This is a genomic window from Streptomyces pseudovenezuelae (assembly GCF_029892565.1).
Lineage (GTDB): Bacteria > Actinomycetota > Actinomycetes > Streptomycetales > Streptomycetaceae > Streptomyces > Streptomyces pseudovenezuelae_A.
The window spans coordinates 1-15,106 of the sequence record NZ_JARXVH010000002.1 but is presented as its reverse complement, the minus strand read 5'-3'; the positions used below and the strand labels follow the sequence as shown (position 1 = coordinate 15,106).

At 71.7% G+C, this 15,106-nt stretch carries 15 protein-coding genes; 4 read left to right on the top strand and 11 right to left on the bottom strand.

Going from position 1 to position 15,106, the window contains the following annotated elements; all coding sequences use genetic code 11:
• Nucleotides 1–130 precede the first annotated feature (130 nt).
• The 3 genes from M2283_RS04750 to M2283_RS04740 form a co-directional block, all read right to left on the bottom strand.
• Nucleotides 131–1,045 (bottom strand): fructosamine kinase family protein, encoded by a 915-nt coding sequence (locus M2283_RS04750; RefSeq protein WP_432423029.1) that lies wholly within the window; start codon nucleotides 1,043–1,045, stop codon nucleotides 131–133.
• The gene (locus M2283_RS04745; protein ID WP_280874736.1) at nucleotides 987–1,547 is read right to left on the bottom strand and encodes an NUDIX hydrolase; all 561 of its coding nucleotides are present in this window, start codon (nucleotides 1,545–1,547) and stop codon (nucleotides 987–989) included. The genes M2283_RS04750 and M2283_RS04745 overlap by 59 nt, the downstream gene beginning before the upstream one ends.
• Before the next feature lie 73 nt (nucleotides 1,548–1,620).
• Nucleotides 1,621–3,270 carry an MFS transporter gene (locus M2283_RS04740; protein WP_280874735.1) on the bottom strand — a complete coding sequence of 550 codons (1,650 nt, stop codon included), beginning with the start codon at nucleotides 3,268–3,270 and terminating at the stop codon, nucleotides 1,621–1,623.
• A gap of 180 nt (nucleotides 3,271–3,450) precedes the next feature.
• Between M2283_RS04740 and M2283_RS04735 the strand changes: the two genes are divergently transcribed.
• Nucleotides 3,451–4,194: an LmeA family phospholipid-binding protein gene (locus M2283_RS04735; protein ID WP_280874734.1), complete on the top strand. Its 744-nt coding sequence runs from the start codon at nucleotides 3,451–3,453 to the stop codon at nucleotides 4,192–4,194.
• A gap of 87 nt (nucleotides 4,195–4,281) precedes the next feature.
• Here M2283_RS04735 and M2283_RS04730 read toward each other — a convergent pair whose 3' ends face one another.
• Nucleotides 4,282–4,920 carry a TetR/AcrR family transcriptional regulator gene (locus M2283_RS04730; protein WP_280874733.1) on the bottom strand — a complete coding sequence of 213 codons (639 nt, stop codon included), beginning with the start codon at nucleotides 4,918–4,920 and terminating at the stop codon, nucleotides 4,282–4,284.
• A gap of 187 nt (nucleotides 4,921–5,107) precedes the next feature.
• On the opposite strand from M2283_RS04730, the gene M2283_RS04725 reads away from it, so the two are divergent.
• From M2283_RS04725 to M2283_RS04715, 3 genes are all read left to right on the top strand, one after another.
• Nucleotides 5,108–5,899, top strand: a complete 792-nt coding sequence (locus M2283_RS04725) for an SAM-dependent methyltransferase (RefSeq protein WP_280874732.1) — start codon at nucleotides 5,108–5,110, stop codon at nucleotides 5,897–5,899.
• Nucleotides 5,900–5,962: 63 nt separating this feature from the next.
• A complete protein-coding gene (locus M2283_RS04720) occupies nucleotides 5,963–6,817 on the top strand; it encodes an AraC family transcriptional regulator (protein WP_280874731.1) in 855 nt (284 codons plus the stop codon).
• Nucleotides 6,818–6,874: 57 nt separating this feature from the next.
• The gene (locus M2283_RS04715) at nucleotides 6,875–7,372 is read left to right on the top strand and encodes a VOC family protein (RefSeq protein ID WP_280874730.1); all 498 of its coding nucleotides are present in this window, start codon (nucleotides 6,875–6,877) and stop codon (nucleotides 7,370–7,372) included.
• Between the two features lie 25 nt (nucleotides 7,373–7,397).
• On the opposite strand, the gene M2283_RS04710 is transcribed toward M2283_RS04715, so the two are convergent.
• Genes M2283_RS04710 through M2283_RS04680 form a run of 7 tightly spaced genes read right to left on the bottom strand, consistent with a single transcriptional unit; the run spans nucleotide 7,398 to nucleotide 14,755 of the window.
• Complete coding sequence (locus M2283_RS04710; RefSeq protein WP_280874729.1) at nucleotides 7,398–8,324, bottom strand: sugar phosphate isomerase/epimerase family protein; 927 nt, start codon at nucleotides 8,322–8,324, stop codon at nucleotides 7,398–7,400.
• Nucleotides 8,321–8,932 carry a nucleoside deaminase gene (locus tag M2283_RS04705; protein ID WP_280874728.1) on the bottom strand — a complete coding sequence of 204 codons (612 nt, stop codon included), beginning with the start codon at nucleotides 8,930–8,932 and terminating at the stop codon, nucleotides 8,321–8,323. Before M2283_RS04705 ends, M2283_RS04710 begins: the two co-directional genes overlap by 4 nt.
• Nucleotides 8,933–8,945: 13 nt before the next feature.
• Nucleotides 8,946–10,472: a GMC oxidoreductase gene (locus M2283_RS04700; protein WP_280874727.1), complete on the bottom strand. Its 1,527-nt coding sequence runs from the start codon at nucleotides 10,470–10,472 to the stop codon at nucleotides 8,946–8,948.
• A 21-nt stretch (nucleotides 10,473–10,493) separates the two neighbouring features.
• Nucleotides 10,494–11,624, bottom strand: a complete 1,131-nt coding sequence (locus M2283_RS04695; RefSeq protein ID WP_280875548.1) for an ROK family protein — start codon at nucleotides 11,622–11,624, stop codon at nucleotides 10,494–10,496.
• Nucleotides 11,625–11,650: 26 nt separating this feature from the next.
• On the bottom strand, nucleotides 11,651–12,499 hold the full coding sequence (locus M2283_RS04690) for a carbohydrate ABC transporter permease (protein ID WP_280874726.1): 849 nt from the start codon (nucleotides 12,497–12,499) through the stop codon (nucleotides 11,651–11,653).
• A complete protein-coding gene (locus M2283_RS04685; RefSeq protein ID WP_280874725.1) occupies nucleotides 12,496–13,449 on the bottom strand; it encodes a carbohydrate ABC transporter permease in 954 nt (317 codons plus the stop codon). Before M2283_RS04685 ends, M2283_RS04690 begins: the two co-directional genes overlap by 4 nt.
• Before the next feature lie 7 nt (nucleotides 13,450–13,456).
• On the bottom strand, nucleotides 13,457–14,755 hold the full coding sequence (locus tag M2283_RS04680) for an extracellular solute-binding protein (RefSeq protein ID WP_280874724.1): 1,299 nt from the start codon (nucleotides 14,753–14,755) through the stop codon (nucleotides 13,457–13,459).
• Nucleotides 14,756–15,106 lie beyond the last annotated feature (351 nt).

Here is a 15,106-nt window from a genome sequence, read left to right as displayed (position 1 = left end):
TTCTCAACTCCTTCTGAAACTAGTCCGTTCGCTTTCCTCGCCGCCGACATCACGCCAAGGGGCGCCGCACGGTTCAACTGTGCGGCGCCCCTTGGTCGTTGTCACCCGGGCGTCCCTCGGCAGGTCGTTGTCACCCAGCGAGAGCCGCCCGCGCCACCGCCAGTGCCTGCTCGGCGTACCCCCGCCCGAACAGCACCGCATGCACGAGCAGCGGAAAGAGCTGGTGCAGACCGACCCGCTCCCGCCACCCCTCGGCGAGCGGCGCCGCCTCCTGGTAGCCGTCGAGCACCCGGTCGGGGTGCGGGCAGCCGAAGAGGTCGAGCATCGCCAGGTCGGTCTCCCGGTGTCCGCCGTGTGCGGCCGGGTCGATCAGCCAGACGTGTCCGTCGGCGCCCCACAGGACGTTGCCGTTCCACAGGTCGCCGTGCAGACGTGCCGGTGGCTCGGCCGGTCCGGCGAGTTCGGGCAGCCGGTCGCAGACGCGCTCGATCAGGGCCGCCTCGGTGGAGGTGACGGTGCCCGCGTCCAACGCGTCGCGCAGATACGGGAGTACGCGGTGCTCGGCGTACCAGCGGGGCCAGTCGGTGCCGGGTTCGTTGCGCATGGGAGCGAGGCCGATGTACGCGGCCACGGGACCGCCGGGCGGTGGGGCGCCGAACGCGGGGGCGCCCGAGGCGTGCAGGGCTGCCAGTTCGCGCCCGAACCCCAGCGCCGCCTCGGTCGTGGGCCGGCCCTGCGGAACCCGGTCCGTCACCAGCCACCGCGAGTCGTCCCCGTACACGCGCGGGACCCGGACCGTGCCGGCGTCGGCCAGCCAGCGCAGTCCTGCGGCCTCGGCCCTCACCTCGCCGGGCCCGTCACCGCGCTTGACAACCACCGACTGCCCACCGTCCAGGGCGACTTCGGTGAGCGCCCCGGTCATCCGACGCGCGTCGCTCACGACGAGTCCGGTGAGGCGTGCGGCCACGTCCGCGGGGCCCGCGGCGTCACTCACCGTTCCAGTCCTTCTCGCCGCTCCACACTCCGTCACCGTTCCGTTCCCCATCACCGATCCACTGCGCGCACCGAACCATGCGCACCCGGTCCTCGCTGAACCAGCCCTGCCACGGCGCGTCCAGCGGCAGCCAGGCCGCAGGCTGACCGTCCTCGGGAGTCAGACTCGTCCCACGATCCACGACCGTCAGGTACGACACGCCCAGGACGGCATGCCAGCCCGGGTGGTACGAGCGCACGGTGACGGCCGCGGGGGTCGGAAGCAGTTCGGCCCGGATCCCGGTCTCCTCGAACAGCTCCCGGCGGGCCGCCTCCCGGGGCGTCTCCCCGGGGTCCACCTTGCCGCCGGGCGGCACCCAACCCCGCCACTGGTGCCGTACCAGCAACACGTGGGTCAGGGCCGGGTCGAAGACCCACGCCTCGGCGCCCCACGGCCCCTTCAGCGCCGCTTCGGGCCGGAGCAGCCAGTCCAGGGCGTCGTCGTACACGGTCAGGGCCTGGCGGACGTCGGAGAGCGCGGCGTCCAGGATGCGTCGATCGAGGCGGGGAGTCATCTGGCGGAGGGTACGGCGCAGCACTGACAGTCGGTGCGGCACAAGGCCCGGGGCCACGGAGGCCACAAGGGAACTAGCGCGCCGAGTCCTTGGCGACCTCGTCCCGCGTCCCCACACCCTCAGTCGACTCGGTGGCGCGCTCACCCGACTGGTCGTCCGACTGCCCCTTTCCGGCACCCCGACGTCCAGGCAGCACCGCGAGGACGATCAGCGTCCCGGCGGCCATGATGATCCCGCCGACGAGGCTGGTCTGGGCGACGCCGTGGGCGAAGGACTCGTGGACGGCGTCGAGCAGGGCCTGCGCCTGCTGGGGCCCGCCGGCCGAGGGGTTCTTCGCGACCTGCTCGGCGACCGCGAGGCCGCCGCCGACCGAGTCCTTGGCGGTGTCCAGCGCGGCGGCCGGGAGACGGCTGCCGACCAGGTCGCCCAGCTTGTCCCGGTAGGCCGTGCCCAGCAGGGAGCCGAGGACCGCGATGCCGAGGGAGCCGCCCAGTTCCAGCGCGGTGTCGTTGGCGCCGCCGCCGACGCCCAGCTCGCTCTCGGGGAAGGAGCCCATGATCGTGTCGGTGGCCGGGGAGACGCTCAGGCCGACCGCGAAGCCCAGCATCATCACGGGGGCCAGGAAGTCGGTGTACGTCGAGCCCGTGTCGATCCGCGTCAGCAGGAGGACAGCGGCGGTGCCGATCGCCATGCCGGCCACCACCATCGGCTTCATGCCCAGCTTCGGGGTCAGCCGGCCGGTGAGCGCGGCGCCGACGAACACGGCGCCGGCCAGCGGCAGCAGTCGTACGCCGGTCTCCAGCGGGTCGTAGTTCAGGACGAACTGCAGGAACTGCGTGGAGTAGTAGATCGCGCCGAAGGTGCCGAAGAAGAAGAACAGCACCGCGAGCATCGAGCCGCTGAAGGGACGCAGCCGGAACATGCGCACGTTCAGCATGGGGTGCGGGTGGCTCAGCTCCCACAGCACGAAGGCGAGCAGACCGACGCCGGCGACCACGGCCGCGGCGATCGGGCCGGCGCCCCAGCCGAAGTGCGGGCCCTCGATGGTCGCGTAGACCAGGGAGCCCACCGACACGATCGACAGCAGGCCGCCGACGTAGTCGATCCGGCCCATCTGCGCGGCCTTCGACGGCGGGACCAGGACCAGCGCGCCGACGACGGCGATGAGCGCGATGGGGACGTTGATCAGGAAGGTCGAGCCCCAAGGGTGGTCCCGCAGCAGCCAACCGGCCACCAGCGGGCCGACCGCGATGGCCAGGCCGGAGGTCGCGGTCCAGCCCGTGATGGCCCGGGCCCGCTCCCTCTTCGGGAACATCGCGACCAGCAGGGACAACGTGGCCGGCATGACCACGGCGGCGCCGATACCCATGATCGCGCGGGCGGTGATCACCAGTTCGGTCCGGTCGACCAGGCTGCCCATCACCGAGCCGGCGGCGAACACCAGCAGACCCGTGACGAGCGCGCCGCGACGGCTGTATTTGTCGCCGATCGAGCCCAGGACGAGCATCAGCGCGGCATACGGAACGGTGTAGCCGTCGATGACCCACTGCAGGTCGCTGCTGCTCAGGCCCAGCTCCGTGCTCATGTCCGGCGCCGCCACGATCAGTGACGTGTTCGCCATGACCACGATCAGCAGGCTGAGACAGAGGACGAGCAGGGCCCACCAGCGGCGGGGGTAGGGCGCGGACATCTTCTCGACGGGGGTGACGGTGAGGAGGGGCATTGGAGGGGCTCCTAGGGGACGAGTTAATTGCCCATCGACGAGCAGGCTAGTTTATTGCCCATCGATGTGCAAATACGGCGACCACCCCGCAGGCCGCCCGCCCGCCTCAGACACCCCCCTTCGGGCTCCCACCCATTTCGAATGTCCCCCACCTCGGACGCTCTCGCCAAAGGAAGGCCCATGCGGACCAGCTCCCGACCGTTCCTCATCTCCCTCGCCGCCCTGCTCGCGCTCGTCCTCGTCCCCGTGGCGGCCGACCGGTTCGCGGCGGCGCGTATCGAGTCCCGTACGGCCAAGGCCTTCCAGGAGGGCATGGGCACGCCCCTGCCGCCGCAGGTCCATGTGCGCGGTGTCCCCGTGCTGACCCAGCTGGCCTCCGGAACCCTGCGGCACGTCGACATCACGGCGCACGACATCCCCGCCGACGGGTCCGCGCGCCCGCTGCCGGTGACCGAACTCGCCCTCAGCCTCGACGGGGTGCGCAAGTCGGACGACGACAAGGAGGCGCGGGCGCGCAAGGCCGAGGCGACCGCCCACCTCTCCTACCCGGACGTCTCGAACGCCCTCGGCATAGAGATCGATCAGGCCGCGCAGCCCGGCCGGATCAGCGCGACGGTTCTGCTGCCCCTGGACTCCGAGGTCAAGGTCACCACGGCCGTCTCCGCGGCTTCCGGCAACCGCATCTCGCTCCACGAATTCCAGGTCACGGGCGGCGAGCTCCCCGCCATCGGCCGCACCCTGCTCGACCGGGTCTTCGCGGAGCCGATCCAACTGCGCAACATCCCGGAGGGCCTGCACCTGCGCACGGTCAGCACGACGGCCACGGGCCTCACCGCCCGCTTCTCGGGCGAGTCGGTCACCTTCCGCCCGGAGGAGGGATCGGAGGAGGGGTCCGGGGAAGGATCCGCGGGCCGGGCCGCCTGAGGACGACCACAGGGCCGGACATCAGCCGATCCCATCAGCCGGTCAGCCGGTCTCATCAGCCGATACGAGGACGAATTCGCCGCGTGTTCAGTCCGCCGCCGGCGGCATGCTCGCCGCGACCTCCCCGACCACGGCAGCCGCCCGCTCCTCGGGAACTCCCGCCGCGATGAGCGCCGCGGTCGCCGTCCGGGTCCCGTCGTCCTCAAACGCCCCGGAGTTGACCGCCTCCAGCAGCGCCACCGTCAGCGCCTCCAGCCCGGCGCTCAGTGCGGCGGCCGGCAGCCGGGTGTGGAACACGCCCTCGCGCTGCCCGCGCTCCAGGACGGCTGTGGCCTCGGCCCGGGCGGGCGCGAGGACCTCGGTCACGCGGTCGGGGCCCAGGTCGCGCCGGGTCAGGCCGAACAGCATCCGGTAGCGGTCGCCGACCGGCCAGAGCGAGAACATGAAATACGCGAACGCCCGCTCAGCCGGTTCCGCGGGCCGCGCCCCACGCTCCAGAGCCTCCCGCAGCGCCTCGGACCCCTCCTCGATGAGCGCCTCCAGCAAGGCCGCGCGACCCGGGAAGTGACCGAACAGCGTGCGCCGTACGACACCGGAGGCGCGCGCCAGTTCCTCCAGGGTGACGTCCGGATTCCGCCCGAGCTCCTGGCGGGCCGTGGCCAGGATGCGCGCCCGGTTGGACCGCGAGTTGCGGCGCTGCGGCTCACGGGGGGCGGGCTTGGTCACGGGGAACCTCGGTGGGTCGGTGCGGGGCACGGCGGCGGGACCTGCGACAGGGGAGCTGCGGGACCCGCACATTTTGACATGGCTGACGGGTTCGCCCGCGGACGCGCGGCGCGCGGTGGTGCCCCTCCGGCTTGACTGATCACGCCGTTGGCGATGAGGTGGCGACAGGCCAACTGCAGGAGTTCTCATGCCACTTGACACCGCGCTCTTCAACAACGGCGTCCCGCACTCCGCCCGGATCTGGAACTACTGGCTGGGCGGCAAGGACTGCTACGAGATCGACCGCCAGGTCGGGGACCAGATCGTCGAGGCGAACCCGCAGATCCTCGACATCGCCCGGGCCCAACGGGCGTTCCTCGTACGCACGGTGGAGTACCTCGTACGCGAGGCCGGCATCCGCCAGTTCCTCGATGTCGGCACGGGCCTGCCCACCGCGAACAACACGCACGAGGTGGCGCAGCGGATCGCTCCCGAGACACGGATCGTCTACGTCGACAACGACCCGATCGTGCTGGCCCACGCAGAGGCGCTGCTCACCAGCTCGTCCGAGGGCGGGACGGACTACATAGACGCCGATCTGCACGATCCGGAGACCATCCTGCAGGGTGCGGCGAAGACCCTGGACTTCACTCGTCCCATCGCCCTCGTGCTGCTGGGGATCACGGCCCACGTCGTCGACGACAGCGCGTACGACCTGGTCGGGCGCCTGGTCGAGGCGCTGCCGGCCGGGAGTTTCCTGGTGCTGTGCGACGACACCGAGGTCCTCGACCCCGAAGGCATGCGCACCATGATCGAGCAGTGGAACGAGGCGGGCGACAACCCTCGCGTCAACCGCAGCCCGCAGCAGCTCGCCCGCTTCTTCGACGGCCTGGAACTGCTCGACCCCGGCCTGGTCTCGGTCTCCCGCTGGCGCCCGACAACCCCCGACGCGGAGGTCCTGGAGGTCGACGACTTCGGAGGCGTCGGCCGAAAGCTGTAACGGCGTCCGAAGGCATGCCGACGTGCTCCTGCGCGGTGCGGGCCCGCGCGGGACAATGGGCGCGTGGGTGCCGAGATCGTGGACGAGGCGGTTCGGGCGGCTCCGTCGCCGGCGCTGCGCGGGCTGGTCGGCTGGTATGCGGGCTACCGCCAGCGCGGGGTCCCGCCGACCCGGCACCGCGGGCTGCCCTCGCCCTGGCTGACATTGATCCTCACCCTCGACGACCCGCTGAGCATGGCCGCCCACCCCGACCCCGCCGCCGCTCCGGGCGACTTCGCCGCGCTGCTGGGCGGCCTGCATCTGACGCCCGCGCTCATCGACATCCCGGGACGTCAGTCCGGCATCCAGATCGGGATCAGCCCCCTGGGCGCCCGCGTCCTGCTGGGACTGCCCGCCGGGGAACTCACCGGAATCGACCTGCACGCCGACGACGTCCTGGGCGCGGATGTCCGCGAGGCCCACGACCGGCTGCGCGAGGCCACGGACTGGCCCGCCCGCTTCCGCGTCGTGGACGGCTGGCTGCTGCGCCGGATGTTCCACCACGAGAGCGGGCCACCGGCCTGCACCTCGGTGGTGGCAGACGCCTGGGGACTGCTCCTGGCCACCGGCGGCCGGCTGCGCATCGACAAACTCGCCGCCGAGACCGGCTACGGCGAACGCCACCTGCGCAACCGCTTCCGCGCCGAGATCGGCCTCACCCCCAAGGCGGCCGCCCGGGTCATCCGCTTCGACCGGACCCGACGCCGACTTGCTGACAGCCCCGCCCGCACCGACCTCGCGGGGCTGGCCGCCGACTGCGGTTACGCGGACCAGTCGCACCTCGACCGCGAGTTCGCGGCACTGGCCGCCTGCACGCCGAGCGCCTGGCTGGCGCAGGAGTTCCGAAACATCCAATCCGGGCACCATCCGCCCGCGTGAAGCTGGAGGTGTTCGACGGACCCACGCCCACCGGCACGACAGGAAAGGCGGCCCATCATGTCCAGCACGCCGGACACCTCCACCACACCCGACACCACCAGCACCCCTGACGCACCGGACGGCTCCGATACGTCCACCACTCCCGACTCGGTCAAGCAGCCGCCCGCCCCGCAGGTCTGGCCGAGCCTGCGTGCCCAGGACGCCCGCGCACTGATCCGGTTCCTCGTCGAGGCCTTCGGCTTCGAGGAGACCGTGGTCCACGGCGACGGCGACCTGGTCGAGCACGCCGAACTCGCCTGGCCCGAGGGCGGCGGCGTCATGCTGGGCTCGGTCCGTAAGGGCCAGGACCCCACCAACTGCCCTACCCCGCCTGGCGCGTTCAGTGCCTACGTCGTCACCGCCGACCCGGACGGCGTCCACGCCCGCGCGAAGGCGGCCGGCGCCGAGATCACCACCGAACTACAGGTCACCGACTACGGCTCCCGCGACTTCGCCGCCCGTGATCCCGAGGGCAACCGCTGGTACTTCGGCACGTACCGCGGCGAGCCGCGCTGACCGAGACCGAGGGCCGCGGCCCTGGTCACACCCGCGCCGCCCGTACGACGGCCGTACCCGCCCGCAGCGCCGCGACCGGGTCGGCCGCCTCGTCCAGCTCGATGAGGACCGTGCCGGCGCCCGGGGTGCGGGACATCGCGTCGGCCCAGCCCGGCCAGTCGACGATGCCGGTTCCGAGTTCGGTCATGTAGGGCTGCTGTTGGGAGAAGACCGTTTCGTCGATGGTGAGTTCCACGTCGATCGGCCTGACCGCGTCCTTCCAGTGCGCGAGCGCGATGCGCTGGGAGTGGCGGCGCGCGACGGCGACGGGGTCGCCGCCGCCGAGGGCGATATGGCAGGAGTCTGGGCACAGCCAGACGTAGCGCGGGTCGGTCAGTGCCATGAAGAGGTCGATGTCCCGCTCGTACCAGAGCGTGCTGTTGGACTCGGTGTGGAAGGCGAGCTTCACTCCGAGGTGCGAGACGGCCTCCCCGACGGTGTGTGCGATGTCGGCCATGCGGGTCATGTACGCGGCGTCGACGAAGAAGGGCGGGCGCGTCCCCGCCGTGGCGCGCATGGGCAGCCCGGCGACGAGGAGTTCCGCGCCCACCTCGGCGAGGAACGCGGCACGGCGTTCGGCGTCGGCGACGATCGCGGGGAGGTTGTCGCCGTGCCGCCAGTCGGGGGCCTCGCTGCCGGCGACGAAGGCGCTCACGACGGACAGACCGCGGGCGGCGAGTGCGCGCCGGAACCCGGCCGCGTCGCCGTAGGCACGCAGGGCGGAGTCGATGTCGCCCGGCGGGAAGGTCAGTTCGATGCCGGTGACGCCGGCTTCGACGAGCGCGTCCATGACCCGCTCCCAGAAGCCCCGGGGCTCGGCCAGGGCGACGGCACGCACCTCGTCGGCGGTCTTCAGGCCCCAGAACTCGGGGTGGTAGAAGGTGATGACGTCGGTGGCGAAGCGCGGGGTCACGAAGTACCGCCACGGGCGTTGTAGACGACGACGCCGTCGGCGGAGTCGACGGCCCGCCGGTAGGCGCGGAACACCGCGAGCGCCTCGTCGCGCAGCACGTCGTGCACGACCTTGATGCCGCGCGCCTCGAACTGCTCGGCCCAGTCCGCGCCTAGGGGGCCCTCGTCGAAGGTGGTGATCTCCTCCAGCTCCGGCCCCTCCCCCGCGACCACCAGGCCGCGCACCCCGGACCACATCGTGGCGCCGTAACACTGGACGCACGGCCGCCAGTTGACGACGAGTTCGTGGGCGGGCAGCCCCTCGGCGCCCAAGTCCCAGCCACCGGTGGCGGTTTGGGCGAGCCCGAGCGCGACGACCTCGGCGTGGGCGCTGGAGACACCGGAGGTGAGAACCACGTTCACGCCGACCGAGACGATACGTCCGGTGTCCTGCTCGGCGACGAGCGCCGCGAACGGACCACCGTTGCCCTCACGCCAGTTGCGGTCGGCGAGACGGTGCACGAGACGCATCCGGTCGGCGCGGTCGGGGACGACGGCGGGCACGTCGGCCAGTTCGTCGTCGATCCACGCCGGCAGGGCGACGCGGTACTCCTTGGCGATGTCGATCACGGTCGGGTTCCTCTCAGTGGGCGGCGAGTGCGGAGTGCCGTACGGCGACGGCCCGGGCGGCCCGCACCGCGGTCACCGCGCCGGTCAGGGTGACGTTGGCGGCCATCGGGGTGGGGATCACGCCATTGCCCGCGAGGTACAGGTTGCCGAGTCCCCACACCCGCCCATTCGGATCACACACGCTGGTGCCGTCGTCGGTGGCGCCTGCCCGGACAGTGCCGGTCACATGCAGCGAGGAGCCCGGCGGCAGCAGCGCGCTCTCGGTATCGGGGTCGAACGGGCCGAACTGCTCGGCTATCGACCGGACTTCGTCGAACGCCCGCCGGATCAGCGCCCGGTCGGCGTCCGAGTGGCCGAACTCGACACCGATGCGCGGCAGCCCGGCGAGATCGGCCTCGGTGCCCGAGAAGACGAGCCGGTTCTCGGGGCGGGACTGGACGGGCACGTACAGGGACAGGCCGACGGAGTGCGCGAGCGGGCGACCGTCGCCGTCCACGTAGGTGCGGTTCATGATCTGGCCGTGGAAGGGCTGTGTCGGCCCGTTCTGCGGCAGCCACAGCGAGTCCGTGCTGAACTCGCCCGGGCGCGGAAGGGGAAGGGCGGTCACGTCGATACCGAACCGCTCGGTGTCGAGCAGCACGCGCGCGGTGACGAACGCGTGCTCGTTGAGGTGGCGGCCCAGCGCCTGGGGTCGGATGCCGGAGGCGAACAGCAGTTGCGGGGTGCGCAGCGCGTCGGCGCACAACACCACGGTGTCCGCCCGGAGTTCGGACGCGGCGCCGTCGGCGACACCGCGCAGCCGGGCGCCGGTGACCCGGTCGCCGGAGACGGTGAGCGAGGTCGCGAGCGTGCCGGTGCGGAGCGTGAAGGCGGGGTCCTCGCCGGTGGCGATCGGAGGGAAGATCGTGCCGGGTGCGGTGCGCGGCATGGGTCCGGTCGCCGTGGCCTCGACGGCCATGGGCATCGGCTGCGGCCGTCGGTCGTCCGGCCCGACACCGTCGTAGCGCCGTCGCAGTGCGTCGAGGACGAGTCGGCCGATCGCGGTCGGGCCGATGGGTGACGGGGTGACGCCGAGGAGGCGGTGGGCGGTGTCGAGGTCGGCGGCCCAGCGGTCGGGGGCGCCGAAGTCGAAGACCTCGTCGCCGGCGGGCCACGGGGTCGCGGCGGTCCAGTGGACGCCCATGCCGCCGGCGTTCCAGGCGAGCGCCGCCTGGGGCATCGCCGTGGCGTCCTCGCCGAAGGCGAGTGCGTGGACCATGCCGGGCGGGAGGGCGTCGAGGCTGCCGGCGGGCTCGCGTACCGCCGCGGCGCCGGTGTACATGCCCTGGATGCCGGTGGCGACCTGTTCGTTGTAGCGGGCCCACAGGACCGGGTCGTCGAGGTCGTGCAGGTGCAGGCCGGGGGTCCGGCCGATCGGGGTGCCGCCGTCGACCATGGTGATGTGCAGCGCGGGGTCGGTGTCGCGCAGCAGTCGGGCGACGAGGGATCCCATGATGCCGCTGCCCACGACGAGGACGTCGGTGCGGGGGGTGTGGGTCAATTCAGGCTCCGTGGGGGCGGATCAGGGGCTGGAGAGCAGCGGGCCGAACAGTTCGGTGTCCATGCGGTCGAGCGCGAGTTTGACGGCGCCGATGAGCGGCGCGTCGTGGCCGAGGCGGGTGGCGCGCAGTTCGACCGCCGGGGTGTGGGCGCGGCGCATCGCCGCGCGAACCCGGGGCAGCAGCACGTCGGCCGCGTCCTCCATTCCGCCGCCGAGCACGATGAGCGAGGGGGCGACCGTCCAGGACAGGGTGGTGAGGATCGACGCGATGTTCGCCACGAGTTCGTCGACCTCGGCCAGCGCGCCGGTGTCGCCGGCCCGGGCCGCGTCGAACCGGGCGAGCGCGACGGCCCGGCGGGCCGGTTCCGGCGAGGTCAGCCAGGCCGCGGGGAGGTTCTCGACCGAGTCGACCGGCAGCGAGACCGCCTCGATGATCTCGCCCGCGGCTCCGTCGAGACCGCGGTGCACGGCGCCCCGGATGAGGATGCCGAGGCCGGTCCGGTTGCCGAGCATCGCCCATACGACGTTGTCGTGGTCGCCGGCCGCGCCCCGCCAACGCTCCGCGAGCGCACCGAGGTTGGTGTCGTTGTCGGCGAAGCAGGGCACCCGGAGCCGGCGCGTGAGTTCCTCGGGCAGGTGCACGCCCTTCCAGCGGGTGGTGTGCACCAGGTGCCGTACGACTCCCTCGTCGTCGATCGCGCCACCGCTGGCGACCGCGCCGGCCCGCAGCCGGTCCGGGGATCCGCCCGCGTCGGCGAGGGCCTCCTGGACCAGTTCGGCCGCGTCGTCGAGGGTGGCCTGCGGGTCCTGGTAGGCGCGCAGGGGGCGGTGGGCGCGGCCGAGGATGTGGCCGCGGACGTCGGCGACGACGGCGGACACGTCCAGGGTGGTGATGCGTATGGCCGCCAACAGGGCGTGTTCGGCGCGCAGTTCGTAGCGGCGGGCGGGGCGGCCGGCCGAGCCGCTGACCGGGACTCGCTCGAGTTCGGTCACCCAGCCCGCCGCGAGGAGGGAGTCGAGGATGAGTTCGATGGTGCGCCGGGACAGACCGCTGCCGTCGGCGAGGGCGGTCAGTGTCGTCGGTCCGGCCGAGACCGCCAGGGCGCGCAGGACGACGGAGGTGTTGACGCGGCGCACGGCGCTCTGGTTCATGCCGGGCATCAGCGCCCCTTTCGCCGTCACCGCATGCCCGATCCGGCGATGCCCTGCACGAAGTAGCGCTGCAGGAACAGGAAGAGCACCAGCACCGGCAGCATGACGACGATCGCGCCGGCCAGCATCAGGCCGTAGTCGGTGACGTGCCCGGCCGCCTGGCTGGTGGCGGCGAGGCCCACCGGCAGGGTGTAGGTGGACATGCTCTGGGCGACGATCAGCGGCCAGATGAAGTTGTTCCACGAGTTGAGGAACGACATGATCGTGATCGTGGCCACGGCGGGTCCGGCCAGCGGCAGGAAGATCCGGAAGAAGATGCGGAACTCGCCGGCGCCGTCGATGCGGGCCGCTTCGAGGAGTTCGTCGGGGATCGACAGGGCGTACTGCCGCATGATGAAGACCGACAGGGGCAACGCCAGGGCGGGCAGGGCGATTCCGGTGAGGGTGTCGGCGAGGCCCAGGTCGACGGTGATCACGAACTGGGTGACGAACACCGCCGAGAACGGCACCATCAGCGCCGCCATGACCGCGCCGAACGCCAGCCGCTTGCCCGCGAATTCGAGCTTGGCGAGCGCGTAGCCGGCCGCTGAGGCCGCCACGATGTTGCCGACCACCACGAGGGCCGCGACGACGACGCTGTTGACCAGGAACCGTCCGAAGCCCTGAGTGCCGAAGAGTCGGACGAAGTTGTCGAGGGTGACGCGGTGCGGGAGCCACGCTCCGGGGTCGGCGCGGATCTCGTCGAGGCTGCGCAGCGAGCCACTGGCCACCCAGACGAAGGGCAGCAGGGTGAGCAGTGCGCACAGGACGAGGGCGGCGTACAACAGCGGCCGGGCCAGGGCCCGTTGGCGGGTGATCAACGGTTCGGCGGTCATGTGCGGGACCTCAGCATCCTGAACTGGACGAGGCTCACCAGGGCCACCAGCACGAGCATCACGAAGGACGCGGCCGAGGAGGTGCCGAACTCACCGGCCCCGAACTGGCGGTAGGTGTACAGCGCCATGGACTCGGTGGAGCCGAGCGGGCCGCCGCCGGTGAGCAGGTAGGGCTCGTCGAAGACCTGGAGATAGAAGACGCTCAGCAGCACCGACACCATGAGCGTGGTGGGCAGCAGCAGCGGCAGCGTGATGTGCCGCAACTGCCGCCATCTGCCCGCCCCGTCGAGGGCCGCCGCCTCGTACACGTCCTGCGGGATCGCCTGCAGTCCGGCGAGGAACAGCACCATCGCGGTGCCGAAGTTGCGCCAGACGCCGAGCAGGATGACCACGGGCATGGCCAGGTTCGGGTCGTCGAGCCAGTTGGGTCCGGCGAGGCCGATGGCGCCGAGCACCTTGTTGACCGTGCCGTCGGCGTTGAAGGCGTACCTCCAGATCAGGGCGACCGCCACGACGTTGGTGACGACCGGCGCGAAGAAGACCGTACGGAACACTCCGCGCAGTCGGCGGATGCCGGAGTGCAGCGCGAGCGCCAGGGCGAATCCGACGCCCATGGTCAGCGGGACGCCGACGGCCACGAAGACGGCGGTGTTGCCGATGTCCTGGCGGAAACTGCGGTCCTGGAACAGGCGAACGTAGTTCTCGACTCCGGTGAAGTCGACGGCGAACGGTGTCCGCAGGTCGGCGCCCCGCAGGTCGGTGAGGCTGAAGCCGAGCGCGGCGACGGTGGGGATCGCCGTGAAGAGCAGGAAGACGAGGGCGAAGGGGGCGAGGAAGAGCCAGGCCACGGCCGTACGGCGGGCAGCGGACCGTCGGGACCGGCCCGCCGGACGGGCCTTCGCCCCGCTGAGCCGCCTCTCCCGGGTCTCGGGGAGCAGAGTCGTGGTCATCGGCGGATCACTTCGCCCCGGTGCCGAGGCTCTCGGCGTACGCCTGGACGTTCGCGGCGGCCTTCGCCGCGCTCTCCGTGCCCTTGGCGACGGCCTCCATCTCCTTGCCGAGCCGGGTCGCGACCTGCTGCCAGGTGGCGACCTGCGGGAAGGCCCGGGTGTTCTTCAGCTGGGTGAAGAAGGCGTCCAGGAGCGGCTGCCCGGCGATGGCGTCGTCCTTCCAGGCCGGGATGACGGCCGGCAACGAGCCGTACGCCTTGTACTGCGCGACCTGGGTGCTCGGCTTGGCGAGATGACGGATCAGCTTCCATGACGCGTCCGCGTTCCCGCTGTCGGCGAGCACGCCCCAAGTGCCGCCGGCGGAGAAGGAGACGCTGCCCGACGAACCGGCCGGCAGCGGGGCGGTGGCGACATGGGACGCCGTCCAGCCGTCCTTCTTCGCGGCGGCGTCGAGCTGGCCGATGACCCACGGGCCGGTGATCATGGACGCCGTCTTCCCGGACACGAAGTACGGCTGCGCGTCGAGGAACGTGGGGGTGCTGGTGTCGGCCGCGCCCGAGGTGAAGAAGGACGCGTTGTACGTCAGCGCGTCGATCAACTCCGGTGTGTCCAGAGTCCACTTCCCACCGGAGGAGAACAGCGACCCGCCTGCCTGCCAGGCGTACATCGCGACGTCCTGGCCGTTGAAGATGTCCCAGCCGATGTCGGCCCCGAGTCCGCGCACGGCACCGGCGCCTCGCAGCGCCTTCAGGAACGACCCCATGGCGTCCCAGGTGGTCGGCGCCTTGACGCCGGCCTTCGCGGCGAGGTCGGAGCGGTAGACGAGGGCGTATGTGTACGCGTACCAAGGCACCGTGTAGGCCACGTCCTTGACCACTCCCGCGTCCCAGAGGCTCGTGAAGAAGCTGCTCGGGTCGACGAGACCGTCCGGCACGGGGCGCAGGGTCGCCGGGTCGAGGAACTGCGCCTGCGACTCGGGGAAGAACTGGGCGACGTCGGGTCCCTTGCCCGCCGCGATCGCCGCCTGGAGCTTGGTGTAGTACTCGGCGTTCGGGATCAGCGTGAACGTCACCTTGGCGTCGGGGTTCGCCGCCTTGAAAGGCTTGATCACCTTGTCGAGCACATCGGCGTCGCCCTGCGCGGCCCACACGCTGATGGCGCCGGTGGCCGGGGAGGCGTCGACGTGCCGGGCGGTGCCGGTGGTGGCGGTGTCGTCGCTGCGCCCGCAGCCCGCCAGGGGAAGGGCGCAGCCGAGCGCCATGCCGGCGGTCAGCCGCAGGGCGCCGCGTCGGGAGAGGTCGGGCACGGGGGGCTCCTGTCGTGAAGGCGCTGATTCGCCGAGACAGGGAAGGGATTTCGGCGAAAGTAGCGAATTCGGTGCCGCGGACCCCGGGAGCTGGAAGGGTCTCTGCGGCTGACAGTGAGGCTAGGAAGGGTGTGTTTCGGCCACGTGCCGGTGCCCGCCCGGATTAATTTCGGAACTTGTAGCGAAATCGGCCGGTCACGCTCCGCTGCCGCCCTCCGGTACCGGTACCGGGAACAGCAGGCAACTGCTGGTCGCGTGAGTTTCCTGAGTCAACCTCTATGCCGCCAAGGGCTCTTCAGCGGCTGTGCTGACCTTGTTGTTGGCTTGGTGGATGGAGGGGTCGTAGCAGGC